Origin of the sequence: Butyrivibrio sp. NC2002 (genome assembly GCF_000702265.1) — a bacterium.
In the GTDB taxonomy this organism is placed as follows: Bacteria; Bacillota; Clostridia; order Lachnospirales; family Lachnospiraceae; genus Butyrivibrio.
On sequence record NZ_JNKZ01000004.1, the window covers coordinates 484,856 to 510,260 of the forward strand.

23 protein-coding genes are annotated in these 25,405 nt (G+C 42.5%); 9 read left to right on the top strand and 14 right to left on the bottom strand.

The genetic code is table 11. The features are described 5' to 3' along the window. Positions 1-30: 30 nt before the first annotated feature. Positions 31-405, bottom strand: a complete 375-nt coding sequence (locus T543_RS02260; protein ID WP_035765253.1) for a DUF2304 domain-containing protein — start codon at positions 403-405, stop codon at positions 31-33. A gap of 2 nt (positions 406-407) precedes the next feature. Next, on the bottom strand, positions 408-1,130 hold the full coding sequence (locus T543_RS02265) for a glycosyltransferase family 2 protein (RefSeq protein ID WP_035765254.1): 723 nt from the start codon (positions 1,128-1,130) through the stop codon (positions 408-410). A 327-nt stretch (positions 1,131-1,457) separates the two neighbouring features. On the opposite strand from T543_RS02265, the gene T543_RS02270 reads away from it, so the two are divergent. From T543_RS02270 to T543_RS02295, 6 genes are all read left to right on the top strand, one after another. Next, the gene (locus T543_RS02270; protein WP_035765256.1) at positions 1,458-2,660 is read left to right on the top strand and encodes an SPFH domain-containing protein; all 1,203 of its coding nucleotides are present in this window, start codon (positions 1,458-1,460) and stop codon (positions 2,658-2,660) included. A 116-nt stretch (positions 2,661-2,776) separates the two neighbouring features. Further along, a complete protein-coding gene (locus T543_RS02275; RefSeq protein ID WP_051638474.1) occupies positions 2,777-3,808 on the top strand; it encodes a TFIIB-type zinc ribbon-containing protein in 1,032 nt (343 codons plus the stop codon). 65 nt (positions 3,809-3,873) lie between these two features. Then, positions 3,874-4,713: a TPM domain-containing protein gene (locus T543_RS02280; RefSeq protein WP_197023913.1), complete on the top strand. Its 840-nt coding sequence runs from the start codon at positions 3,874-3,876 to the stop codon at positions 4,711-4,713. Beyond that, complete coding sequence (locus T543_RS02285; protein WP_035765262.1) at positions 4,713-6,488, top strand: GGDEF domain-containing protein; 1,776 nt, start codon at positions 4,713-4,715, stop codon at positions 6,486-6,488. The genes T543_RS02280 and T543_RS02285 overlap by 1 nt, the downstream gene beginning before the upstream one ends. Then, entirely contained in the window at positions 6,485-8,176 is a 1,692-nt protein-coding gene (locus tag T543_RS02290; RefSeq protein WP_035765265.1) for a GGDEF domain-containing protein, read from the top strand. The genes T543_RS02285 and T543_RS02290 overlap by 4 nt, the downstream gene beginning before the upstream one ends. A gap of 264 nt (positions 8,177-8,440) precedes the next feature. Then, positions 8,441-9,067: a leucine-rich repeat protein gene (locus T543_RS02295; protein ID WP_035765268.1), complete on the top strand. Its 627-nt coding sequence runs from the start codon at positions 8,441-8,443 to the stop codon at positions 9,065-9,067. Positions 9,068-9,197: 130 nt separating this feature from the next. On the opposite strand, the gene T543_RS02300 is transcribed toward T543_RS02295, so the two are convergent. From T543_RS02300 to tig, 9 genes are all read right to left on the bottom strand, one after another. Continuing rightward, positions 9,198-9,896: a flavin reductase family protein gene (locus T543_RS02300; protein WP_081829894.1), complete on the bottom strand. Its 699-nt coding sequence runs from the start codon at positions 9,894-9,896 to the stop codon at positions 9,198-9,200. Between the two features lie 203 nt (positions 9,897-10,099). After that, on the bottom strand, positions 10,100-10,822 hold the full coding sequence (locus T543_RS02305; RefSeq protein WP_242839444.1) for an HAD family hydrolase: 723 nt from the start codon (positions 10,820-10,822) through the stop codon (positions 10,100-10,102). A 452-nt stretch (positions 10,823-11,274) separates the two neighbouring features. Continuing rightward, the gene (locus T543_RS02310) at positions 11,275-12,069 is read right to left on the bottom strand and encodes a class I SAM-dependent methyltransferase (protein WP_035765271.1); all 795 of its coding nucleotides are present in this window, start codon (positions 12,067-12,069) and stop codon (positions 11,275-11,277) included. A gap of 3 nt (positions 12,070-12,072) precedes the next feature. After that, positions 12,073-12,531, bottom strand: a complete 459-nt coding sequence (locus T543_RS02315; protein WP_035765274.1) for a hypothetical protein — start codon at positions 12,529-12,531, stop codon at positions 12,073-12,075. A 514-nt stretch (positions 12,532-13,045) separates the two neighbouring features. Beyond that, a complete protein-coding gene (guaA, locus tag T543_RS02320) occupies positions 13,046-14,773 on the bottom strand; it encodes a glutamine-hydrolyzing GMP synthase (protein WP_035765277.1) in 1,728 nt (575 codons plus the stop codon). Between the two features lie 79 nt (positions 14,774-14,852). Continuing rightward, complete coding sequence (locus tag T543_RS02325) at positions 14,853-16,307, bottom strand: deoxyguanosinetriphosphate triphosphohydrolase (protein WP_035765280.1); 1,455 nt, start codon at positions 16,305-16,307, stop codon at positions 14,853-14,855. 89 nt (positions 16,308-16,396) lie between these two features. After that, on the bottom strand, positions 16,397-17,776 hold the full coding sequence (locus T543_RS02330) for a C40 family peptidase (protein WP_035765283.1): 1,380 nt from the start codon (positions 17,774-17,776) through the stop codon (positions 16,397-16,399). Positions 17,777-17,966: 190 nt separating this feature from the next. Beyond that, the gene (gene asnS / locus T543_RS02335; RefSeq protein WP_035765285.1) at positions 17,967-19,358 is read right to left on the bottom strand and encodes an asparagine--tRNA ligase; all 1,392 of its coding nucleotides are present in this window, start codon (positions 19,356-19,358) and stop codon (positions 17,967-17,969) included. A gap of 24 nt (positions 19,359-19,382) precedes the next feature. Next, on the bottom strand, positions 19,383-20,687 hold the full coding sequence (gene tig / locus T543_RS02340; RefSeq protein WP_035765287.1) for a trigger factor: 1,305 nt from the start codon (positions 20,685-20,687) through the stop codon (positions 19,383-19,385). 192 nt (positions 20,688-20,879) lie between these two features. Here tig and T543_RS02345 point away from each other — a divergent pair, with 192 nt between their 5' ends. Beyond that, complete coding sequence (locus T543_RS02345; protein WP_035765290.1) at positions 20,880-21,353, top strand: hypothetical protein; 474 nt, start codon at positions 20,880-20,882, stop codon at positions 21,351-21,353. 99 nt (positions 21,354-21,452) lie between these two features. On the opposite strand, the gene T543_RS02350 is transcribed toward T543_RS02345, so the two are convergent. After that, positions 21,453-22,076 carry a hypothetical protein gene (locus T543_RS02350; RefSeq protein ID WP_035765292.1) on the bottom strand — a complete coding sequence of 208 codons (624 nt, stop codon included), beginning with the start codon at positions 22,074-22,076 and terminating at the stop codon, positions 21,453-21,455. 309 nt (positions 22,077-22,385) lie between these two features. Between T543_RS02350 and ispE the strand changes: the two genes are divergently transcribed. After that, positions 22,386-23,246 carry a 4-(cytidine 5'-diphospho)-2-C-methyl-D-erythritol kinase gene (ispE, locus tag T543_RS02355; RefSeq protein ID WP_035765294.1) on the top strand — a complete coding sequence of 287 codons (861 nt, stop codon included), beginning with the start codon at positions 22,386-22,388 and terminating at the stop codon, positions 23,244-23,246. Between the two features lie 11 nt (positions 23,247-23,257). Continuing rightward, positions 23,258-23,668 (top strand): YwiB family protein, encoded by a 411-nt coding sequence (locus T543_RS02360; RefSeq protein WP_035765296.1) that lies wholly within the window; start codon positions 23,258-23,260, stop codon positions 23,666-23,668. A gap of 15 nt (positions 23,669-23,683) precedes the next feature. On the opposite strand, the gene T543_RS02365 is transcribed toward T543_RS02360, so the two are convergent. Together T543_RS02365 and T543_RS02370 are read right to left on the bottom strand one after the other, a co-directional pair. After that, positions 23,684-24,586, bottom strand: a complete 903-nt coding sequence (locus T543_RS02365) for a dihydroorotate dehydrogenase (protein WP_035765297.1) — start codon at positions 24,584-24,586, stop codon at positions 23,684-23,686. 17 nt (positions 24,587-24,603) lie between these two features. Continuing rightward, positions 24,604-25,389, bottom strand: coding sequence for a dihydroorotate dehydrogenase electron transfer subunit (locus T543_RS02370; RefSeq protein WP_035765298.1), 786 nt, complete (start codon positions 25,387-25,389; stop codon positions 24,604-24,606). Between the last annotated feature and the right edge of the window lie 16 nt (positions 25,390-25,405).

Consider the following 25,405-nt stretch of genomic DNA (forward strand, 5'->3'; position numbering starts at 1 on the left):
TCTGATTTGGCTTTCTCTTTTTACTTACTCTTATTCTTCATCCAGCTTCTGCTCGAGTTCCCTTACTCTTTTTTCAAGGAGTCCCTGCGTCTGTATGAGCTTGGTTATGCGGTTTGCCTGACGCGAGGCTATGCTTGTAAGCGAAAGGACCAGCATTATCAAAAATGCGATAAGTATCATGAACAGAAAATTCATGTTGTCGGTAACGCCGATAAGTGCTTTTAAATAGATGATTGTGTCCGGTTTTAGTACGAGCACGAGCATCGCAACACCGGTAAAAAGCCACAAGAGCGAATACTTCATGTTCATCTTCCTGTCCTTTAACAGGATCAGGATTATTGTGAAATATACGATTATTGCAAGTATGAGAACTATAGTTAGTCTCTGCGGAATTATAGTGTGCATAATTATCTCCTGATTCCGTAACTTATCCTGCATACTATGATGTCGAGGGTTACTTTTATCATGTAGTAAACTGATTTTTTGAAGTTAATAGAGCTCTTTCCTGTTTCGCGCTCCCTCATTACGACGGGGAGTTCGAGGATCCTTTTCCTGCGCATTACTGCATCCATGATGGCCTCGGGCTCGGGATAGTCTATTGGATAGTTGTCAGCAAATGCGTTTATGAAAAAGCTGTTGACTGCTCTGAATCCGCTTGTTACATCCTTTACTCTCTTAAAACACAGGAGTGTGATAAGGCCGCTTAAAAACCTGATTCCGACTCTTCTTGCAGCTGAGCTCTGGAAGCCTTCCTTTGTCACAAACCTAGAGCCTATTACATAGTCTGCTTCTCCATTTTGGATGGGAGTGATGATGTCCTGTATGTATGCGGGGTCGTGCTGTCCGTCTCCGTCTATCTGGACTGCAATCTTGTATTCCTTTTCCCTTGCATAGCGGTATCCTGTCTGGATTGCTCCGCCTATACCTAGGTTAATGGGGCAGTTTATGTGATTGTATCCGCGGTTTTTAAGTATTTTTGCTGTATTATCCGATGATCCGTCATTGACTACGACGTAGTCGTACTGCGGATAGCCTGTGATTATCTCATCTACGATGTTTTCGATGTTTTCCGATTCGTTGTATGCAGGAATTATGATGAGAACATCGGATTGTGTCTTATGTGAGTTCATTGTTATTCTCTCTTTTTTCCTTATCTTTATACCTATAATCTGTCGTGATTATAGCATATATTGGGGCAAAATGGGATGGCAGGGTTACTCTGTGATGCAGCACCGTTTTATTTACATTTCTTTAAGAGAAGTTTTAGAGGTTTTAATAGCTTTTAATAGTGTTTGAGCGCCCTTTCATCTGCCACCAATGGTTTAAATATGTTATAATTTTTTGTGAGACCTCTGCTTTGAGGGAATATGAAAAAACATCTTTCGTTTCCTGCAAAGCCAGCAGCGTCTTGTTACTAATGAAAAAAGTTTATTGCTAGTTTAAGGAGGAAAAGAATTATGGGTATTTTACAGGCCGGAATTGGTGCTGCAAGCAGCGCACTTGCTGATTCCTGGAGAGACTACTTCTATTGTGATGCACTTCCTGCAGACACACTTGCTGTTAAGGCAAAAAAGCGCGCAGGCAAGAACAGCTCTAACACTAAGGGCAACGACAACATCATCACAGACGGTTCTATCATCGCAGTTGCAGATGGTCAGTGCATGATCCTTGTTGATCAGGGCAAAGTAACCGAAGTGTGCGCAGAGCCCGGCGAATTTGTTTACGACATCAGCACAGAGCCTTCATTATTCTATGGAAGCCTGTCTGAGAACATCAAAGAGACATTTAAAAAGATTGGAAAGAGACTTAGCTTTGGCGGCGATGCTGCAAATGACCAAAGAGTCTACTTTATAAACACCAAGGATATCATCGGCAATAAGTACGGCACAGCTAATCCCGTACCTTTCCGCGTAGTTGATAAAAACATCGGTCTCGACGTTGACATCTCTATCCGTTGCCACGGCGAGTACAGCTACAAGATAATCGACCCCATCCTGTTCTATACAAACCTGTGCGGAAACTTCCAGGGTGAGTACAGAAGAGATAACATTGAGTCTCAGCTTAAGAGCGAGCTCCTTACAGCACTTCAGCCTGCATTTGCCAAGATTTCCGAGGCAGGTGTTCGCTACAGCGCTCTTCCAGGACACACAACCGAGATCGCTGATGCGCTCAACGAAGTCCTGTCATCAAAATGGGGCGAGACCTACGGTATCAAGATCTCTACATTTGGTATCAACTCTGTAAATGCTTCTGAAGAAGATGAGAAGATGATCAAGGATCTTCAGAAGAATGCAGTTTATGCTAATCCTAACATGGCAGCCGCTACGCTCGTTGGAGCACAGGCTCAGGCTATGCAGGATGCAGCAAAAAATACAGCTACCGGACCTATGATGGCATTTGCCGGAATGAACATGGCTCAGCAGGCAGGCGGTGCAAATGCAGCAGGTCTTTTTGCAATGGGTCAGCAATCTCAGAATCAGCAGCCTCAGATGCAGCCCCAGGGCCAGGCAGGATGGACATGCTCCTGCGGAACTGTTAATAACGGGAACTTTTGCACCAACTGCGGAAGCGCAAGACCTCAGCCCGCAAGCTGGACATGTTCTTGCGGCGCTGTAAACAGCGGCAACTTCTGCACTAACTGCGGAAAGCCCAGAGCCTGAGCATTCACACTTTAGGGATGCCAATGGCTGCGGAAAGCCGAAGCTAAAATAATCAACACAGAAAGAATACATATATGGGATTAACTGAATATGAATGCCCCTCGTGCGGGGGCATAATGGAATTCGATGCAAAAAGTCAGATGCTTTTCTGCCCATATTGCGATACGAAAATAAGGGTCGAAGACTACAAGCACAAAGAAAGTGAAAATAAGCCTTCCGACTCTTCCAAAGAAGCAGCAAAGCCCTCTTCCTCATGGGATGAGGGCGAGCTCGACGGAATGGTTGTCTATTCCTGTGCTTCCTGCGGCGGAGAAATTATCGCATCTGAAAAAGAGGGCTCACTTACATGCCCGTTTTGTAGCAACAATGTAGTAGTAAAGGAAAAATTCCAGGGAGATTTGAAGCCTGATTACGTCATCCCCTTTAAAAAAACAAAGGAAGATGCAATAAGCTCCTACAGAAAGTTCATAAGCCACAAGCTTCTGCTCCCCAAGGTATTTTCCGATGAAAACCACATAGATAAGATAAGGGGAATATATATTCCCTACTGGCTTTACAGCGGTAAACTTACTTCCGAGTACAGCTTCTCAGCAACCAAGATAAAAACCTGGTCTGACGGTAACTACAACTATACAGACACAAGTTTCTATGATGTTGAGAGAGCCGGAAGTGAAGCCTACGAAAACGTTCCTAGCGATGCGTCCAAGGAGATGCCCGATGACCTTATGGAGTCGATAGAGCCCTTCGATTTCAAGGAAGCTGTTCCTTTTAACGGCGGATATCTTGCAGGTTTTCTTGCAAACAGATACGACGTGAGGGCAGAGGATACCGAGGAGCGCATCAGGCAGCGAATGGAAAGCACCATCGAATACGACATAAAGAACACGCTCGGAAGCTATGAGACCATAAATGAGAAGAGCCATCACCACAATTTGACGAACTTTTCACACAAGTATGCGCTCTATCCCGTGTGGCTTCTTAACACTACTTTCAGAGGAAAAAGCAATCTGTTTGCAATGAATGGACAGACAGGAAAATTCGTGGGAAATCTCCCCGTGAGTGTTCCGAAGGCTGTAATTTTGTACCTTGCAAGTGCTGTGGGATTTACATTCCTGTCCATTATTGTAATTATTATGTTTTTCCTGTGATGTGCCAGGGCGCTTTTACCGGCCTGCACTTACTACTATCAAAACTAAATATAAGGAATATATATATGAAGTCATTACAAAATAAAACATCTTGCAGGGCAGTTGTGATGTCCCTGGTCCTGCAGATATGTTTATTACTGATGCTTATCTGCCTTGTCCCTTTGAAGGCTCTTGCAGGCGATGAAGGTCTTATTGACCAATGGTACTACGAAGACGGATCAAATTATCCTATCACCGACGATGCGGGACTTCTTACGGAGGATCAGCTCGTAGACCTTGACGGAAAGATACTGACTTTTGAGAGCAATTATCAGACGGCTATCGTCATCCTTACGGTAAATGATCTGGGGAATAGAACGGCCGAGGAATATGCAGATGATTTCTATGACTACAAGGGATTTGGCTACGGCGAAAACCACGAGGGTCTTATCTTTATCGTAGATATGGGATCTCGCGCATGGCAGATCGAGACGACAGGAAGTGCGACTATTGAGAAGTTTGACGACTACACGCTTGAAGAGATCGGCAATGATTGCCTTTCTTATTTAAAGGACGGTGACTATTACGGATGCTTTGATACCTTTATCACTGATTGCGATAAGGTGATGACCGGTGAGTTTTTCCAGATCGGTTTCAACGCAGGGCATTTTTTCATAGCTGTTGTAGCGGGACTGATTCTAGCACTTATTCCGCTTCTTTTCTTTGTAGGTCAGCTTAGAAGCGTTGCTCCTGCAAAGGGTGCAAGCGCCTATACGACGCAGGAACTTAAGCTTACAAATAGAAAAGATCAGTTCCTGCACCACCATGTAACAAGAACTAAAATAGAGCACGAAAGCTCCGGCGGTTCAACTACGCACACCAGCTCATCCGGAACATCACACGGAGGCACCGGAGGACATTTTTAATGAAACTTCGAGAGTACATGCGTATCAATGTATGGCTGCTGCCTATCGTGATCATTATCATCCCTATCATAATGATCCTGTTTGGCAGCTCCTACCTTACAACTCCACACGACTTTTATTTTGCCCAGCTAGATAGCAACTGGTCTGTTAAATGCGGTGATTTGGAGACGGAAGGGCCAAGACTTAGCGACATCAATCTTGGCCACCTGAAAAAAGGTGATACGCTTGTACTCTCGACTTATTTACCCAAAGAGCCCGTTCCGTCCGGCGCTCTTATGTTTAGAAGCCTCCTTTCTACAGTATCTGTTAAAATCGATGAAAAGCTTGTCTATGAATACGGGCAGGACTATTTTGAAAAAGGTCTGATGATCCCCAAGCACTACAACTTTGTTCCAATCTACAAAACAGCTGCATCCCATGGAAGAAAAGTAGAGATTACTTTTGTCATAGCAGAAGACAATGCCTTTTCAGGGATATCGCCTATTTATTACGGCAACAGGCATGAGATCGAGAGATTCTTTGTTCAGAAGAACAGGCTGACTATGTTTATCGGTGTTTTCCTTTGCATGTTTGCGCTTGTAATATTCACGCTTTCATCATATCTGTACATTTACCACGGAAGAGACTTATCTCTTTTATTCAGTTCGTTTATTTCAGTATTTTTTGGCGGATACTGCCTCTCATACGCTGATATCTACAATTTCTTTGCTAACAGAGACGGGTTTTTTACGGTTCTTGAATATGTCACCCTCTACTCCATCCCGCTCTCTATTATCGCATTCCTTGTAACATCTCACCCTGAGCTGAACTCAAGGGTTGAAAAGGTTATGCTTACGATAAATACAGCATTTCCAATAATTACTTTCGCACTTCATCTATTAAATATAGTTCATATAAATAAATTTGTTACTACGCTTCACGTGATCGCGATCACCGAGGCTATCATCACTATACCTAAGCTTGTAAAAAATATGATAAAAAAATACAAGCAGTTCCATGAGGAGCTGGGCTTTACCGGGATGACGTCCGACTCTATCCTGCTTCTTGGGCTGATTATCTTTATTACAACTGCGGTTGGCGACATACTTAAATACAACTTTTTCCGCCGCTTTGAAGCAGGAGGCGAAGTATACAGCGACATAAATTTTGTATGCATAGGTGCTTTGTGCTTTGTTATGTGTCTTTTTGTGTACTATTTCTTCCACGGAATTGAGCATATAAATGACGTGCGGACGAGAGAGCATCTAGAAGGCCTTGCCTATACGGATGCGCTGACAGGTCTTATGAACCGCGCAAAGTGCATGCAGTACATGGCGCAGATTTCCGGAAAATATGCCGTGATAAGCCTCGATCTCGACAATCTGAAAACCGTAAACGATACCCTTGGTCACATTGAGGGTGACCGCATGATCAAAGCTTTTGCTGAGATTTTAAAGCATGCTTTTGCAGGTGCTGCACTTATCGGGCGTACAGGCGGTGACGAGTTTATGGTTGTCGTTGAAAACCCGTCGGAGGATACGTGCGAAATAATGCTCCAAAATATGGAAGAGAAAATAGCCGCTTTTAACCAGAATGATAAGGTCATAAATATCTCGACTTCCTACGGCTATGCTTCAAGCGAAGAGACCAAGTCCCACAAGGCTGAGGACGTTTTTATGCTGGCCGACGAGCGCATGTATGTGGTAAAAGAAGAGCATCATAAGATCAAAATGAACAGGTTTATGAGCGATCTGTTTGAATCGGTAACAGGTAAAGGAGGCAAGAAGAAAGAATGAAAAAAGCAGCCGCCTTTTTGACAATAGCATTTATTACGTTCCTCATATTGATTGCAATATGTGATGATCTTTTTGCGCCTGTTAATCCTAAATCCATCCAGCGCCTTAATGATGGCTGGACTGTTGTATATAACGGGGAGACTTATGAAGACGTATCGCTCTCAGGTCTTAGAAAAAGGATAGGGCATCCCGCAGAAAAAGGTGACGTTATCGAGATGAGCACCAAGATATCGGGGATTAAAGATCTCACTTTCCCCTCCCTTTTGTTTTTATCCCGCTATAGTGCGTACGAAGTTTATTTTAACGATACCCGGATTTTGTCTGAATATATCGAGGATTATAAAGAAAACAGGTACATTGGCGTCAAGAACAATTTTATTACTCTGCCCTACGAGGCCAACGAGGGTATCATCACCATAAGGCTCTTTGTCAACGAGGACAAAGCCTATAACTATTTTGATGCTCCTGTTTTCGGAAGCTTTCATGACGTAAAAGCGCAATATATTTATTCAAATCTGTTCCCGCTCGGAGTATCTGTACTTCTCATTATTTTCGGCGCTGCTTTCCTTATCATAACGCTTTCGTTTTACAGAACTCTTCCGGATATTCTCTCGCAGTTATTTACGTCGCTTTTGTTTATCGACCTTGGAGTCTGGATCATGGCTTATTACAGGCTCTGGCAATTATTTATCTATGCAAAGGGACACTATACTGAGATCGAGTATTTCTCGCTATATCTTATGGTTCCTCTGATGTACATGATCATTGGCTGCATCAACAAGCATTACAGCGATTGGATTTTCCAGGTGGTTACGCTGACAAGCGTGATCATTTGCATTTTCATTGTGGCGCTCCATGTAACCGGTATTGCCCATGTTAACAGTACTCTGATATATTATCAGTGCCTTGCCCTGGTGTGTTTTTTCTTTTTACTTTTAGTAATAGGCAGGGACGTAGAGCAGAAAAAGTTATCACCCTCTGAAAAGATCCAGCTGCTTGGACTTTTATGTCTGGCTGTTTCTTTCCTGATTCATTTTGGGCTTTTCGTATTTTCTTCTGTCGGGATTGTTTCACAGTCGGATTACCTGAAAAAATCAGTGCCTATGGGCTCTCTCGTATTCTTGTTCGCAACGCTTATCAATTACTTTATTTATGTTTCGGAATCTTATGCAAGGCGAAGAGAGTTCGCTTCCCTGACAAGGCTCGCCTACGCGGATGGTCTTACGAATCTTCCGAACCGCTCGCGCTATGATAAGTATATGTCAGACCTTGAAAAAACAGGTGAGGACTACTGTATCATAAGTCTCGACCTGAACGGGCTTAAGCAGATAAATGACAATGACGGTCATGTTGCGGGAGATAATTATCTTAAGGATTTTTCCACCGTGCTGCTTCAATGTTTTGAAAATAAAGGCTTCATTGCGAGAATCGGCGGCGACGAGTTTGTAGCAGTTCTTATCAAGGAAAATATCGGAGATGCGGAGGCGATCCTTGCCCGTCTTAAGGATGCCCTCGAAGTAAAAAATGTCCTCTATCCTGTCTACAAAAGGAGCGTCGCAGCGGGATATGCCTTCCGCCACGAGGTTCCAAGCGGCGACTCTCATTCCGTATATCTTCTTGCGGATAACAGGATGTATGAGAATAAAAAGATCATGCACGAAAAACTGGGAATCCGGGTCAGGATTTAGGTAATCCTCGTTTATAGGCGCATCGGTTTTAAATGCTCTATGCCGGTGTTTTTGATAAAGTTTATGCCGTAAATCTCTCCTTAAATCTTATGAAAAATGCACAGATTAATTTTTGTATAACTTTTCATTGATGTAATATAATGTCTATATTTTCATCTATTTAGTGAAAAAAATTATTAATTACAACGAAATATCGCTTATTTACAGAAATCATGTTATACTGATTAAGTCTAAAATATTATTACTCAATGGAAAGGAGTTTTTATGAGGAACGGAAAGAAAATTGGATTATTAGTTACAGGTTTTGCAATCGCGTTTGCAATGGTACTTGGTGTAAAGACCAAAGCTCTTGCATTCAACAACGGTGAGACTTTCACCTATGAGAAGGTAAAATACCAGGTAACAAAGCTGGCTAAGGGTAAAAATCCTGCTATCTGCAAAGTTATCGGCGCTGAGAAGGATGCTGAGAAGATCACTATCTTCGCTAACCCTCAGTATGACGGTGAAACTCTTTCTTGCACATCTATAAATAACGGTGCATTCAGCGGCAATGATGATCTTACTTATGTAAAGATCAGCGAATCAAGCAAGATTTCAAACATCCCGCTTAACTGCTTCAAAGATTGTGAGGACTTAAAGACTGTTATCATCGGTACTCCTGCAGTAAAGGTTATCAATAAGAACGCATTCAAGGGCTGCGAGTCACTTAAGACTGTTGCTATCAAGAACAAGACTATTAAGAAGGCTTCATTCAAGACAAACTGCTTCAAGGGCACAACAGGCGTAACAGTTTATGCTCCTTCAAAGTCAGTTGCTAAGAAGTATGCTTCTTATGCTACAAAGCGCGGCGCTAAGGAAGTTAAGTACGGAAAGTATAAGGCTAATTTCTAATTAAGTCTTAAATTTTAACCGGAATACTTAACCGGGATTTCAGATTGAAATTACAACTAAAAAATGAAGCACAATGGTGCATTAAAAAGACTGCCACTTGTTACACATGGCAGTCTTTTTTCAGCTTATATTATTTTTTCTTGTTTCTTTTGGGCTTCTTGTCTTTTGTAGGTTTTGCGGTGTTTGTCTTGGCGGGGTTTGCTTTATTTTCCTTTATGGTTTTTGAGGCTTTTTTCTTGGCGGGTTTTCCCTTCTTTGAGGATGCGTTCTTCTTGGCTACGCTGTATCCGAATTTTCCAAGCTTCTTACCAAGCGCAAAATACTCTCCGTGAGAATATGCGACAAGATCTGCTTTCTTTAAGTCAAATCTTCCCTTTTCATCAAGGAATCTCTCGTCCACAGTCACGCATACGACTTCAGCTATAAACATATCGTGTGAGCCGAGTTCTACTATCTGCTTAACTTTGCACTCAATGTTTACAGGGCTCTCCTCAATTCCGGGCGCGTCTATTTTCTGGGACTTTTGAGGAGTGAGTCTCATCTCCTTAAATTTATCATAGTCTCTTCCCGACCTTACACCGCACCAGTCTGTTGCTCTTGCTAGGGCGTTGTTTGTAAGGTTTACTACAAACTCCCCGCTTTCCTTTATTATGTCGTATGAGTATCTCTCTTTTCTAACTGAAATCGAAAGCATCGCAGGAGAACTGCAAATATTTCCTGCCCACGCTACTGTTACTATGTTTGGCTTCTCCCCTTTTCTCTGACAGCTGACCATAACTGCAGGTATCGGGTAGAGCATATTTCCGGGCTGCCATACTTCTTTTGCCATTTTTCGGCTCCTTCCTGTATTGTGTTGATCGGATTGATGTCTTTATTTTGGTTGTCTGTTGCATCTGTCCGATGTTCATCCGTTTTACATTTTATTCTGTGGTATCTCTTAGGTTGTCTGTTGCTTTTTTATTCTGAGATATTCCTCAGATAGTATATTGCTTTTTCATTCTGTGATATTCCTCAGATAGTATATTGCTTTTTTCATTCCGTGATATCCCTCAGATAGTCTATAACATCAAGGAGGCTCTCGCAGACCGTGTCTGCAAGCTCTCGCATCTCATCATCTGCGGGTATCATATCAGGTACCATGATCGGCTTCATCCCCGCTGCATGAGCAGACCTGATACCGTTGTAGGAATCTTCGATTGCAAAAGCATATTTGGGATCTGTTTTTAGCTTATCGCAGGCAATCAGATATATCTCCGGGTCAGGCTTTGATACCTTGACCGAATCCCCGCCTACAATTTCTTCAAAATAATCTATTAGATCAGCATCGCGAAGTTCTGCCTCCACAACTGCTTTTCTTGTGGATGATGCAACGGCGCATCTTACATTTTCTGCCTTCAGGTACTCGAGGATCTCTTTCACGCCTTTTTTTACAGGGAGCCTGCCGCCATCATATTTTTCATGGAATAGTCTGCTGCTCTCAGAGAGAAGCTTATCTGCGATGCCCTCGCCATATTCTTTTGCGTAGGCATCTTCAACTATCTGTCTTGTCTGATTATTATTAGTCCCTATGCATCTGTCGAATACTTCGCGCACATTAGACAATCCATAGCCGGCAGCTGCCTCTGTCCATGTATCAAGGCATGCCCTCTCGGAGTCGAAGATAACGCCATCCATATCAAATATTACACTGTATCTGTTATTCATCAAATCGTCCTTTTCTATATATTCTCCGGCACCGACTTTTTCTGTATGCACTTTTTTAAATCCTAACTCCTATGTCTACTATGCCGGACTGACTTTTTTCATCCTAAACTCAACGTCAATTATAGCAGATACAGCAATTCTCTACATCAAGGCTCTATTTATGTTAAGAGGGATTTAGCAAATATCTATGTTAAGAGGGGGGCATTTAGCAATGGATATACGATTTTCTGACACGCCGGTCATGTTTGGAAGTTTGCATCTTTTCTATTCTGGCACTCTACGTGATATACCCCTGTTATCAGAGCTCTCCTCAGGTATTTTTTCCCAAAAATGCCTGTTTCTACGTGAACCACAATAGTTTAGAGCAATCTCTCACGTAGATGCCATTATTATCATACTTGTCACTACGCGAGTATCAGCTCAAAAAAGCCAATGGTCACGTAAGCCGTCTTTTCACCTATATTTTTAGGAATTATCAAGCTATCCCAGAAAGAACAGCCATTTCATGCGTCTTTTCGATATTCTTTTCTTATATACCAGCTGTACCCATAGAATACTAACTCTCTTTCTCGCCCGTCGAAAACCGCTGTCAAATATTCCATCATCCATTTCCTTATCTCATCAGCACAAGCCCTTCCGCTCTCTATCAGGGCATTAACATTGGATTGGATCAACATAAAATCCACGAACTTATCAAGGGTAAAATGGTACTCCATGTCATATTCTGTCTGCTTTTCCATGACAAAGCCTTCAATCAGGTCAGCCTGAGTCCACTTGTTTTCTTTTCTTGGCGGCTTAGGAAATCTGCTCAGATACTCATCCCGGTACCATTCGGTATAGACATCATTTTCCAGCATTCTGTCTGTAATCCCAAAATCATAGATTACAACAAGCCCATTATCATCCAGAATTTCAGCCATATTCTTCATAAACTTCTTTTCATCAACCCAGTTGATGCATCCTGCTGCCGTTACAATATCGTATTTTTCATCCGGGATCCTTGTTTCTTCCGCCTTAGCAGCATAAAAAGAGTATGACTTGTCTGTGCCATAAATCTCATCGCATACTTCAACCATCGATTCTGCTATATCTGTTCCTGTCACCTTATCGCATATGAGCCTCAGTGCCTTGGTTGAAAGCCCTGCTCCGCAACCCACGTCAAGACCATTTTTGAACATATAATCCTCAGGAAGTCTTAAATCTTTCTTGAGCTGCTCTATCACTGACTTATGGAGCCAGGGTCTCTTGGCATAGCCATGCGCTATTCTTTTTGAGTCAAATGCCTTATTATCCATCATGAATTATAACAAATACTCCTTTATCTTCTTTTCTATTTGCTTAATGTTCAGCGGTATTTCATCGGATTCCATAGAAATAACCAACTCTTTTCCCACTTCAATTCCCATCTTATCAAACAGATTAATCTTTAACAACGCGTGTCTGGCTTCGCTTAAGTCATCATAAACTCTTGCAATAGAACCAATATCATATATTTTTGTAAACCTTTCAATACGGCATCGCACTGTCAACAAATTATCCAATAGCGCAGCGTAGTAGTCTCTTTGAACAATACGCTTTACCTTATAAATATCCTTTTCTTTAACATATTCCAGCTTACCGTCATCTTTCTGTAAATAGTATTGATATCCATTCTTTCTCTTTGAGCTTCTGACCGGTCTGTCGTCACTAACTTTTATAGCATTTAGAGATTTCCTTGTTGCGGTTATAAGCTGATCAAGCCATTTGATCTGCTGCTTCAATTCATTTGAATAGTCTTGTATTGCCTTTTCCTCCTAATTACATTTATTATTGCTTTTTATTTAATTTCAGCCTTTCTTTGATAACACTCCAAATAACTTGTGATCTTGTCAGAAGTGTCTTTTGGGGCATCACACGCTTTCTTTCGACACTCGAATATTTCTCTAATACTTATACGAGTGTCTAAAATCACTTTTTCTCTTTATTTCTTGGGAAATTCAACACTCCATTCCACTCTATATCCTTCTGCAAGTGTCAAGACGCCTCAGAGCATCCCTCCAAACACGTAAAGCATCCTAAAAACGACACTCCCAGCCTCATGATTGCATTAATCGAGTGTCATATTATAATGGATTCTGAGTGGCCGGATAATACATGCCACAAAAAAGAAAAACTTAGAAGTTAGAAACCTAAAAGACTATAACTCAAAATAATCAAAAAAGCAAGAAACACCCCGGAAGCTGCAGTTTCATACAACTTCCGGGGTGTAGCATTCACTAAATATACTCGGAAATATTACTCCATCTCGATCGTTCCCGGGGGTTTGCTGGTGAGGTCGTACATTACTCTGTTTACGCCCTTTACTTCATTGATGATTCTTGTCATGACTGTCTGGAGAACCTCCCAGGGTAGGTTAGTTGCGTCTGCTGTCATGAAGTCAGAAGTGTTTACTGCGCGAAGTGCTACGGCATAGTCGTAGGTTCTAAAGTCACCCATAACGCCTACGGAGCGCATGTTTGTGAGTGCTGCGAAGTACTGGGCAGGAAGCCACGGGGGATTTACTCCATGCATCCTGGCTATTGCTGAATCAAAGCCTGTTGATGATTTCTTATCATCCTTGTGCTCCTGTCTCCATGCATCTGCTGCCTTTGCAATCTCCTCACGGTATATTGCGTCTGCATCCTGAACAATGCGAACCTTATCGGCAGTAACCTCTCCGATGATTCTGATTCCAAGTCCGGGACCGGGGAAAGGCTGTCTGAAAACAAGGTGCTCCGGGATTCCCAGTTCAAGTCCTGATGCTCTTACTTCGTCTTTAAACAGCATGCGAAGAGGCTCAATGATTTCTTTGAAATCAACATAGTCAGGGAGTCCTCCAACATTGTGGTGTGACTTGATCACTGCGCCTTCTCCAATGCCGCTTTCTACTACATCGGGATAGATTGTTCCCTGTACAAGGAAGTCAACTGCACCTATCTTCTTGGCCTCTTCCTCAAATACGCGGATGAACATCTCACCTATGATCTTTCTCTTCTTCTCAGGTTCTTCTACACCTTTAAGTGCTTCGTAAAATCTGTCCTGAGCATTTACTCTGATGAAGTTGAGGTCGTAGTCACCATTTGGACCAAATACTGCTTCAACCTCATCACCTTCGTTCTTTCTCAAAAGGCCATGGTCTACAAATACGCATGTGAGCTGCTTTCCGATAGCCTTGCTCATAAGTACTGCAGCAACTGATGAGTCAACACCGCCTGAAAGAGCACAGAGTGCACGGCCATTTCCTACCTTGGCGCGGATTTCTTCGATACTTCTTTCAACGAAATCCGACATCTTCCAGTCGCCTGCGCAGCCGCAGATATTCATGACAAAGTTCCTGAGCATCATTGTTCCGCACTCAGTATGCATAACCTCAGGATGGAACTGAACAGCATAAATCTTTCTGTCTGCATTTTCCATCGCTGCAACAGGACAGTTTGCTGTATTTGCTGTGATCTTAAAACCTTCCGGAACCTTTGCAATATAATCGGTATGGCTCATCCATGTAGTAACAACTGCCTCAGCGCCTGTTTCTGAACTTCCACCGTTTTCTGCGCCTTTGCTTCTTCCAAGATCAAAATTGCCATCCGTGTAGCGTACGGGAATACCCTCTTCATTTTCTTCAAAGCCTGCAAAAAGCCTGGAAGAAGTATCCAAGAATGTCTCGGTCTTTCCATACTCACTTACAGGAGCAGTCTTAACATCACCGCCGTTTAAAAATGCGGTAAGCTGTGCTCCGTAGCAAATTCCCATAACCGGTATACCCAGGTCATAAAGCGCCTTGTCGCAAACAACAGCCTTGTCGCCGTATACGCTGTTAGGGCCGCCGGTCAGGATGATTCCCTTGGGGTTCATCTCGCGAATCTTATCAAGGCCTATGTTATAGGGATGAATTTCGCAATAAACGTTGCATTCGCGAACTCTTCTGGCTATCAGCTGCTTATACTGCCCGCCGAAGTCCAGTACTACTACCATTTCTCTAGCCATACATTCCTCTTTCCTGAAACTTAAAATAAAACTATCAACATAATATAACAGATAAAAGTGGTTTTGCCACTACCTTTTTTCACATTAGTCCATTTAATTCCTGATAAAGCCTCTTGGCATAACTGTCAGTCATTCCGCAAATATAGTCTGTCACAAGAAGGAGCCTTAGATATAGCTTTTCTTCTTCGCTTTTTCCTTCAGAATAAATGTGATAAATGGTCTTATAGTTATCTGATATGAAAGAAATCATCCTCGAGTCTATAGGGCGAAGCTTCTCCCCGGTGTCATAATGGATCGCTGCAGGCACCATCCTGTCAAGCAAAAAAGTAAGGATCATATCTGCACTTACTTCGATCTTCAAAATAGGTTCCGCATTAAAAGCATATTTGATCGCGATATCTCCAAGAGCATCTACAATATGTTTTCCTTCTGTTCCTTCTAAAAGCTCACTTCCAAAGGATCCATCCATTATTTCTTTATAGTTATTAGCAAAGCTGTTTGTCGCAAGATAAATAAGTTTTCCCTGAACGGCAATTATCCAGTTCTGAACTGCGTATGCTCCGGGGTCGTGAACACCCTTTTCTATTCCTTTGCCGTATCTGTATTTCAAGGTGTCGATGAGCTGCCTGTAGACTACATCTGACTGATCCTCGTAAACTCTTTTTTCAAGCTCCCTGACAAGAGTATCGAAGCTAAGACAACCCTTCTTGTAGGCATCTTCTATGTCCGCTGTCCTGTATGCTATGTCATCAGCTGCTTCCAGAATATACGTAAGCGGGTGACGTCTTCCGTTTAGTCCGCAGGACTCTTCGATATCATTAAAAATGTCACGATCAGCATAGTAGTAGCCCATCTTGTGTCTGCAGATATCATCGCTCTTTTTGTCTATATCCATGGATGAAACAGGGTACTTGATTATGGTTGCAAGGAGAGCCTTGGTCAGGTTCATTCCATGCTCGTCCACAAGATAGTGGAGCTTTGTGACTACTCGAAGTGCCTGAGTGTTACCTTCAAAATTGTAAAAGTCATTCTGCATCTGAGGGCTAAGCACTTCATCAAGGCTTACTCCGTCTTCTGCATTATGACCATCTCTATTATTTCCGGAAAATCTAAGAACCTTAAGCTTAGGGAGATTTTCCCTGAACCACTCTCTTATCACCGTCTCTCCAAAGTGTCCAAAAGGCGGATTGCCGATATCGTGAAGAAGTCCGGCACACTGCAGGATGTCGCAGATATCCTGCTGATATGAAATGTCAAATGACTCGTCCCCAATCTCAGTTAAAATCTTCCTTGCTATGTTCTGACCAAGTGACTTACAAAAAGATGAAACCTCAAGCGAATGTGTAAGTCTTGTTCTCACAAAGTCCGACTGATCAAGCGGGAAAACCTGCGTTTTATCCTGAAGTCTTCTAAAAGAGGCGCTTCCTATGATCCTGTGGTAGTCCTTCTCAAACTCACTTCTTAGATCATTGGAGCCTTCTCTTTTTGCAATTGGTCTTATTCTGTCTCCGCAGAGGAGTTTATTCCATTCCAAAATCTTTCTCCTGTCTTCCTTGTAGTATCAAAATTCAACGATCCCTGTTTTCCCCATAAAAACAGGAAATCATTTCTCATCAAAAAAGATCATACAAATCTTCTGATCGTAAGTATTGTCCTGTAGGTTGCATTCTCATACTTTATTCCGGTCCTTGCAGTACTTGCATGAACTATTCTGCCGCCTCCAAGGTAAATGGCAACATGTCCGCCGTAGTAGATTACATCTCCGGGCTGGGCATTCGCATAGGAAACTTCCCTTCCATAGGTTGCCTGAGAATATGAGGACCTGGGAACGGATATTCCAAATGCTTTATAAACCGCATATACAAATCCTGAGCAGTCGGCTCCGTTTGTAAGGCTCGTTCCGCCGGCAACATAAGGATTCCCAACAAACTGACATGCATAATTAGCTATGTTCTGACCTGTGGCAGATCCTGTTGCTGCAGGAGCTGAGTTTCCTGAATTATTTGAAGACGAACTTGCTTCACTGCTTGCAGACTGAGAATCGTTTTTAGCAGTATCAGTACTGTCGCTGTTTCCGGCATCTGCAAGTTTCTTGGCATCTTCTTCTGCTTTCTTCTTGGCTGCTGCCTCCGCAGCCTCTTTTGATGCGGCCTCATCAGCTGCATCCTTGGCCTTCTTTACTTCTTTTTCCTTGGCATCTATCTTGGCCTGTAAATCTCTTATCTGCGACGTCTGTTTTTGCAGCTGCGCTGTATATACCGCTGCGTCCTGCTTTGCTTTTGCAAGCTGCACATCAAAATTGGCATATTGTTTTCTGTACTTGGCTATTACCTGCTCAACGTAGGCCTGCTCATCCTCAAGCTCATACTTTGAAGTCTCAAGCTCTGACTTTGCTTCCTCAAGCTCTTCTCCGTATTTCTGTGCAGCTTCCTTTGCCGCCACATATTCTGAGAGTTTCTGTCTGTCATACTCATACAGGGATTCAACATATCCTGCTTTATTCAATGCATCATTTATTCCCTGCGCCTGAATAAGGAGCTCCGCATAAGAGAGCTCGCCCTTTTCATACATGAACTTGATGCGCTTCTTCATCGCATCATACAAAGTCTCTTCCTGAGCCTTGGCTTCGTCATACTCAGCCTGAGTTTCCTCGATCTTGATCTGCGTATCTGCGATGTCTGCTTTTATCAGGTCGATACTTGTAAGAAGCCCCACAAGTTCTTCGTTTGCAGCATCAATTCCTTCCTGTATTTCCTGCTGCTCGCCCTGAATGTCGCTGATATTTTTATTGGCATTATTTAAGCCGCTTTGACTTTCCTTTTGCTGGGACTCGATAGCATCCTGCTCCTTCTCGAGGGCCTTCTGCTCCTTTTCCAGCTGCTTTTGCTGTTTCTTAAGTTCTTCACTTGTTGTCGCATAAGATGACATACTTGTGCCTAAGAAAATCGAAGCAGCAACCAATACCGATACATATTTTCTATATGATTTAAAAAATCGATTCATTTTTACCCCATTAAAAACCAACAAAACTTATATGTCTATTATACAAGATAGGATTTTGTTTGCAAAAAATTATCGCCCCTTTATAGTGCCAATCCTCGCAGAACTTCTTTATATCACTATGAAAGCATTTCCCTCATATGATATGAAAAGGCTGCTACACATATAAGTGTAACAGCCCATAAAAATCATATTAAAGCTCGCAGTTTCCGACTGTTCTGGGGAATGACTCAACGTCGCGGATGTTGCCCATACCTGTGAGGTACATAACACATCTCTCGAATCCAAGTCCAAATCCTGCGTGGCGAACTGAACCATAACGTCTAAGGTCAAGATAGAACTGATAGTCTTCTTTCTTAAGTCCAAGCTCATCCATTCTCTTTTCAAGAGTAGCAAGGTCGTCTTCTCTCTGGCTACCGCCGACAATCTCACCGATTCCAGGAACAAGGCAGTCAGCTGCAGCAACAGTCTTGCCATCGTCATTGAGCTTCATGTAGAATGCTTTGATTTCCTTCGGATAATCGGTTACGAAAACAGGCTTTTTAAAGATCTGCTCTGTAAGGAATCTCTCATGCTCTGTCTGAAGATCTGAGCCCCATTCTACCTTGTAATCAAACTGGTCATTGTGCTGCTTGAGGATCTCAACAGCTTCTGTATAAGTGATGCGTCCAAACTCGCTGTTTGCAACGTTCTTAAGTCTGTCGATAAGTCCCTTATCTACGAATGAGTTGAAGAATTCCATCTCTGCAGGTGCATTCTCAAGAACATAGTTGATAACGTATTTGAGCATTGCTTCTGCTGTGTCGCAGTCATCCTTAAGATCTGCAAAACACATCTCAGGCTCGATCATCCAGAACTCAGCCGCATGACGGGTTGTGTTGGAGTTCTCTGCTCTGAATGTAGGTCCGAATGTATATACGTTCTTAAATGCAAAAGCATAAGTTTCAACGTTAAGCTGACCTGAAACAGTAAGGTTTACGGGCTTACCAAAGAAGTCCTGTGAGTAATCTACCTGTCCGTCCTCCGTTTTGGGAACGTTGTTCAGATCCATGGTTGTAACCTGGAACATCTCACCTGCGCCCTCACAGTCACTGCCTGTGATAAGGGGTGTATGAACATATACAAAGCCTCTCTCCTGGAAGAATGAGTGGATTGCGTAAGCAGCAAGTGAACGAACACGGAATACTGCTTCAAATGTGTTAGTTCTTGCTCTGAGATGAGGGATTGTTCTCAAAAACTCAAGTGAGTGGCGCTTTTTCTGAAGCGGAAAATCAGGAGTTGAAGGTCCTTCAATCTCAACTGTCTCAGCCTGCATTTCAAAAGGCTGCTTTGCTCCGGGTGTCATTACGATCGTACCTGTTGCAACGATAGCGGAACCTACATTTAATTTGCTTACTTCAGCAAAGTTTGAAAGCTGATCTGAATAAACAATCTGGAGTGGTGTGAAATATGTACCGTCATTTAATACAATAAATCCAATTGCCTTGGAATCTCTGATACTTCTGATCCATCCACCTACTGTAACTTTTTGATCTGCAAATTTGTCGGGTGTTTCAAATAACTCCCTGATATCTGTTAACTCCATTTTGCGCCTCCGTATTTATACGTCTTAGTTATTTTCTTCTGCTTTAGAAGCTTCCTCTGAAGAATCAGCTGCCTCTTCTGTTGCTTCTTCAGTAGCTGTCTCCTCTGTTGCTTTCTCTGTTGTTTCCTCTGCAGTAGCTTCTTCTGCTGTTTCTTCTGTTGTCTCTTCAGCAGGTGCTTCCTCTGCTGAATCTTCTGTTATCTCTTCTTTAGCAGGCTCAACTACGTTTGCATTTGCTGTAAGGAACTCGATAACCTTCTTGGAGAGAAGTCTTTCTCTCTGATTCTCTACGTCAATAGTCTCTTTGTAAGCATCAAGGCTCTCGTATGTTGATCCGTCAGCTGCGGAAGAATTGATGTTTGCCATTGTCTCTTCAAGGTCTGCATCAAGGTCTTCATCTGTAACTGTGATGTTTTCCTTTTCAGCGATCGCTGCAAGCATTATGTACTGCTCTGCTGTCTCGATAGCCTTCTGATTCATGTACTCAGTAGCTTCACCTGTGTAGCCATCCTGTGACATGAGCATGCTGATAACTGAATCGGATGTCATTGATGTGCCGTAATTTGCTGAGTAGAATGAAGCAAGCTGATCTGCCTGGTTATTATAAACTTCTGTAAATCTGTCGATCATTGCCTGAGGAGGATTCTTGAACATGCAGTTATTCTTTACTGCCTCAACAACCTTGCTCTGAACCTCTGAATCATAAGATGACTGAGCCTCTTCCATGAGTCTATTCTTGATATACTCTTTGAGCTGATCGATATTTGATACGTTCTCGATTCCAAGTGTAGCAACATAAGCATCATCAAACGGAGGCTTAACTGAAATCTTGTTTACTGTAACTGTGAAAACAACATCTTTTCCTGCAAGATCAGATGAGCCATAGTTCTCGGGGAATTTGAGGTTCAGGTCTCTTGTCTCGCCAACCTGAGCACCGATAAGACCGTCTTCGAATCCATCAATGAACTGTCCTGAACCGATCACGAGGTCATAGCCCTGTGCAGTTCCACCATCAAAAGCTTCCATGGTGTCTGCCATTTTGCCTTCGTAGTCGATATTTACTGTATCTCCGCTCTCAACAGCTCTGTCTGTAACTTCTACTGAAGCTGCCATTGTTGACTGCATATATGTAAGATAGCTCTCAACCTCTGAATCTGTAACTTCGGGTGAAGCAACCTCTACAGTAACTCCGTTGTATTCACCAAGGGTTACAAGCTTGGATAAATTCACATCCTTGATGTAAGCTGCGTCTTTTGATGTGCCGGAACAACCTGCAAGTGAGGCTGTCACGCATGCTGCGGCGATGATAGCTGCCAATCTTTTTTTCATTTTAAATAACTCCTCGTATATATATTACTTTTTAAATTTTTATCTTCTTAACAAAAATAAACTATTTTATACTAGCACAGATTGAAGTTTGTTAAAAGTATTTTGTTGCCCTACATTTGAAAGAATGATAAAATACTCGCGTGGCGAATGCCAAATATCTATATAATCGTTTTGATAGTTTGGAGGAATATTTTGAGTCCGGTAGTAATTGTTTTATTAGTAATTTCAGCTATTCTCATTGTAGGAATCGTAGTTCTCACTATTTTAGGAAAGAGAGCACAGAAGCGCCAGGAAGAGCAGCAGGCTCAGATGGAAGCAGCCAAGCAGAGCGTAACAATGCTTATCATCGATAAAAAGCGCATGAAAATAAACGAAGCAGGTCTTCCCGCGGCAGTTTTGGAAAACACACCAAAGCTCCTTAGACGTTCCAAGCTTCCGATCCTTAAGGTTAAGGTTGGTCCTCAGATCATGAATCTTGTATGTGATGAAAAGATCTTCGATGAAGTTCCTGTAAAGAAGGAAGTTAAGGCAGATGTGAGCGGTATCTACGTAACATCAGTAAAGGGTCTTCGCGGAACCAAGACCGTAACTCCTGAAAAGAAGGGCTTCTGGAAAAACCTCATTTCAAAGGCTCAGGAAAAAGCAGGAGCAAAGCCCTTAAAGTAAATACATTAGGCGAATAAAAATAGCAGGCTGTAAGAATCAAATTTTCTTACAGCCTGTTTTTTAGTCCTTTTTCTTATAAGCGGAAATAAGTCCCTTAAGTTATGCCTCTACTTCGCCGGTCTCCTCGCTCTGCTTGTTTTTCATTTCTTCAAAGCCCTTCATGACTGCGTCATAAGTTTGCTTTGATATCTCGGGAAGCTCTTTGCCCCACGCTTTGGTGGCTTCCTTAAATCCCTTTTCAAAGGCATCCTTCATTTTATCGATGTACTGAGGATCGCCTCCTGTAAGTGCATTGGCAAAATCAAGAATTCTCTGGGATGTCTGTTTTACGCCCCAGTATCCGTCCTCTGAGATGTCTTCCTGTGCCTGTTTCCTGGTCGCTTCATCAACTGTGAAGTCGCCCTTTGCGAGGAACTTCCACATGTCATCAGCTTTTCCGATGGCATTGCCCTGTCCCTGCATCATCTTGGTAACTATGTCTCTTAGCTGATTCTGTCTGTTTTCAAGGTCAGCTTTGAGCATATTGACGACCTGTTCGTTCTTTTTGTAGATCTTACTTGTAGAACTCTCAGCCTTTACGTCCGACTTTTCATAAACTGCAGCCGCAGTGTTATCGTTTTTCTCAGGTTTTACATTCTCTGTCTTTGCAGTTTCTTCGCTTTTTACAGCCGTCGGCTCATAATAAGTGGACTGGTCTACACCTGTAATTCCATTTACGCCCATATAGAACTCCTTTTCTACGCCAAATAATCTGACGCCGATACGACATGTACGTGCAATCTGTAGTTTCTAAAACTTCACAACTTCCACATACAGACAATACTTCTCATCTTTTTTATCGTCATATTTCAATTTCACTTTAGGAAAATACTCTTCATTTTTCAATTAAAAAAGTATAAACTTTACCCATATTTTTTCACAAAAACAATGAAATATTATATATTTATAAAGTGACACGGGACGGATGATTATTTATGATGAAATCTGCCTTATTCATTCGCTTAAAAGTCCCGCTCAAAGAAAGGTATAAAAATGATTACATTAAAAGCTTACGCTAAAATCAATTTAGGTCTTGATGTTCTGGGAAGAGAAGACAATGGCTATCACATTGTTAAAATGATCATGCAGAGCATCGATTTGTACGATGAACTAAGCTTCTCTAAAAGAGATGATGAAGAAATAGTTATAAACTCAAGTAATGCAAGGATTCCCACAGATCACCATAATCTTATATGGAAGGTTGCAGATCAGCTAAGGACTAAATTCGGGATAAAAGAGGGCGTGACCATATCTCTTACTAAAAATATTCCCATGGCCGCAGGGATGGCAGGCGGAAGTACCGACGCCGCTGCTACCTATAAGGCTTTAAATGAGCTGTGGAATCTGGGCATGTCAAAAGATGATATGTGCGAGCTTGGCGTAAAGCTTGGCGCAGACATTCCCTACTGCATAAAGGGCGGCACCGCGCTCTCTGAAGGCATCGGAGAAAAGCTGACTCCCATCGCAGATATGCCGGGGTGCCATATTCTTATCGCAAAGCCAAAGCTTGATGTTTCAACTGCGTGGGCTTATCAGACACTTGATGCTTCTCCTATTAAGGAACATCCTGACATTGACGGTATGATAACAGCCCTTGAAAATAAGGACCTTAAGGGTATCTGTGACAGGCTCGGCAATGTACTTGAGCCCGTAACTGCAGGAAAATACGATGTCATAGAGGACATCCGGCAGATCATGCTCTCAAACGGTGCTCTCGGCGCACGCATGAGCGGAAGCGGCCCTACAGTTTTCGGAATATATGAAAACAAAAACCTCGCAGGCTGCGAGCATGCTGTTAATGAGCTTAGAAGCAGAGGCATCGCTCCCGACCTGTTTATCACAAAACCTATTTAACAAGGATCTATATGAACGGAACAATAAGAATCATGGGTTCCCACAACCACGGCGACGGAACCCCGGAAATCATAAAAGAAACAGCAAATGCTTTACTTGAAATAAATGAAGATAAATACGTCATTTCCTACGAGACAACAAATGAAGGAAATAAAATATCTCATATAATTGAGATCGATGGAACTAATTTCACCATGATACAGGAGGGTGCGGTTAATTCCACACTCGTATTTGGCCCGGGGAAAGTGTACAATACCGATTACCACACACCTTACGGCATCATGAAAATGTCAGTTATAACCAGAAACATCATGGCAGAACTTGGAAGTAAAAAAATAACAGCTCATGTTCAATATGAGCTGTTAATGGACGGATCAAAGGTTTCTGACTCAAAAGTCAGAATATCCTTTATTCCGGATTAAAGTTTATCATGCCATTTATACGCAGCCTATTATGTCGTTGATGTCTTCGATTCCCTGCTCTTTCATAAACTTCTCGATACCTTCGACGACTTCAACAGTAGCATAAGGGTTGTGGAAATTCATGGCTCCTACTGCTACTCCTGTAGCGCCAGCCATGATAAATTCTATCGCATCCTCTGCATTTGAGATTCCTCCCATTCCAATTACAGGAATCTTGACTGCATGTGATGCTTCGTAAACCATTCTCACCGCAACCGGCTTGATCGCAGGGCCGGACATACCGCCCGTCTTGTTTGCTATGGCGAATTTTCTTCTGTAGATATCGATCTTCATTCCTGTAATTGTATTTATAAGTGAAATCGCATCTGATCCTGCTGCCTCTGCTGCTTTCGCCATCTCAGCTATTGATGTGACATTGGGGCTCAGCTTCATTATGATAGGCTGTCTTGCATGCTTTTTTATCTCCTTTGTTATTTCAAAAAGAGCATCGGGATTTTGTCCAAAAGCAATACCGCCTTCTTTTACATTAGGGCATGAAACGTTGATTTCAAGCATGTGCACGCCCTTTTCATCAGCTAGTCTATCCACAACTTCCACGTAGTCACTGATACTTTTTCCGCAGACGTTAACTATTACCTTTGTATCAAAATCTGCAAGAAAAGGAAGGTCTCTTTTGCACATAACATCTATACCGGGGTTCTGAAGGCCTATAGCATTGAGCATTCCTCCGTAAACTTCGGCAACTCTGGGAGTCTCGTTTCCGGGCCATGGCACGTTTGATACTCCCTTAGTGACTACTGCTCCAAGTCTGTTAAGATCTACAAACTCAGAATATTCCATACCTGAACCGAATGTGCCGGACGCTGTCATCACCGGATTTTTAAATTCAACACCTGCTATGTTTATCTTTGTATTCATACTTATAAAAATCCTCCTTAAATATCCAGATCATCTGCGTCAAACACAGGTCCGTCCGTACATATCCTTGCATTTTTTACATGTGAATGCTCATCTGTATTTTTTGTCTTGCATATACATCCAAGGCAGGCTCCTACTCCGCAGGCCATCCTCTCTTCAAGGCTAAGATAAGCCTTTGCACCGATTTCTTTCGCATAGGAAGCTACTCCTCTAAGCATCGGCATAGGACCGCAGGCATAGATGACATCAGCTTTTACGCCGTTTTCTCTGCAGGCATCTATTACATTTCCCTTTGTTCCTACGCTTCCATCCTCTGTTGCAATAAGGAGCTTTCCGCAGTTTTCAAATTCGCTGCTAAGAAATGTATCAGCATTCCTGTAGCCCATAACCATGGTCACATCTGTGTTTTCCTTCTTAAGCTCCTTAGAAAGACCAAGGAGCGGAGGAACACCTATGCCGCCTCCGATAACAAGCACCTTTTTATCCTTAGCTTTATCAAGCGGGAATCCGTTTCCAAGGATTCCAAGGATATCAACGACTTCACCTGTTCCGTAAAGCGCAAACTCAGCTGTTCCCTTTCCTGCAATCCTGTAAACAAGGCGCAGTGTCTGATCATCCTTGTCAAACTCGCAGATACTAATAGGTCTAGGCAGTAAATTTGCCTTATCCTTGGTATATACTCCGACAAACTGACCGGGATTGGCATCCTCGGCAAGGCTTGTCTTTAGAAGCATATCCATAACCCCCTCTGAAATTACCCTCTGTGATACGACTTTTGCGCATATCTTCTTTTTCTTAGCCATACTATCTCCTTATTAT

Coding starts and splice junctions, on each gene's coding strand:
- T543_RS02295 (WP_035765268.1), top strand. CDS start 8,441: ATGAGGAACGGAAAGAAAATTGGATTATTAGTTACAGGTTTTGCAATC.
- T543_RS02300 (WP_081829894.1), bottom strand. CDS start 9,896: ATGGCAAAAGAAGTATGGCAGCCCGGAAATATGCTCTACCCGATACCT.
- T543_RS02330 (WP_035765283.1), bottom strand. CDS start 17,776: ATGAATCGATTTTTTAAATCATATAGAAAATATGTATCGGTATTGGTT.
- tig (WP_035765287.1), bottom strand. CDS start 20,687: ATGAAAAAAAGATTGGCAGCTATCATCGCCGCAGCATGCGTGACAGCC.
- T543_RS02270 (WP_035765256.1), top strand. CDS start 1,458: ATGGGTATTTTACAGGCCGGAATTGGTGCTGCAAGCAGCGCACTTGCT.
- T543_RS02280 (WP_197023913.1), top strand. CDS start 3,874: ATGAAGTCATTACAAAATAAAACATCTTGCAGGGCAGTTGTGATGTCC.
- asnS (WP_035765285.1), bottom strand. CDS start 19,358: ATGGAGTTAACAGATATCAGGGAGTTATTTGAAACACCCGACAAATTT.
- guaA (WP_035765277.1), bottom strand. CDS start 14,773: ATGGCTAGAGAAATGGTAGTAGTACTGGACTTCGGCGGGCAGTATAAG.
- T543_RS02310 (WP_035765271.1), bottom strand. CDS start 12,069: ATGATGGATAATAAGGCATTTGACTCAAAAAGAATAGCGCATGGCTAT.
- T543_RS02275 (WP_051638474.1), top strand. CDS start 2,777: ATGGAATTCGATGCAAAAAGTCAGATGCTTTTCTGCCCATATTGCGAT.
- T543_RS02365 (WP_035765297.1), bottom strand. CDS start 24,586: ATGAATACAAAGATAAACATAGCAGGTGTTGAATTTAAAAATCCGGTG.
- T543_RS02350 (WP_035765292.1), bottom strand. CDS start 22,076: ATGGGCGTAAATGGAATTACAGGTGTAGACCAGTCCACTTATTATGAG.
- T543_RS02360 (WP_035765296.1), top strand. CDS start 23,258: ATGAACGGAACAATAAGAATCATGGGTTCCCACAACCACGGCGACGGA.
- T543_RS02290 (WP_035765265.1), top strand. CDS start 6,485: ATGAAAAAAGCAGCCGCCTTTTTGACAATAGCATTTATTACGTTCCTC.
- T543_RS02260 (WP_035765253.1), bottom strand. CDS start 405: ATGCACACTATAATTCCGCAGAGACTAACTATAGTTCTCATACTTGCA.
- T543_RS02370 (WP_035765298.1), bottom strand. CDS start 25,389: ATGGCTAAGAAAAAGAAGATATGCGCAAAAGTCGTATCACAGAGGGTA.
- T543_RS02285 (WP_035765262.1), top strand. CDS start 4,713: ATGAAACTTCGAGAGTACATGCGTATCAATGTATGGCTGCTGCCTATC.
- ispE (WP_035765294.1), top strand. CDS start 22,386: ATGATTACATTAAAAGCTTACGCTAAAATCAATTTAGGTCTTGATGTT.
- T543_RS02265 (WP_035765254.1), bottom strand. CDS start 1,130: ATGAACTCACATAAGACACAATCCGATGTTCTCATCATAATTCCTGCA.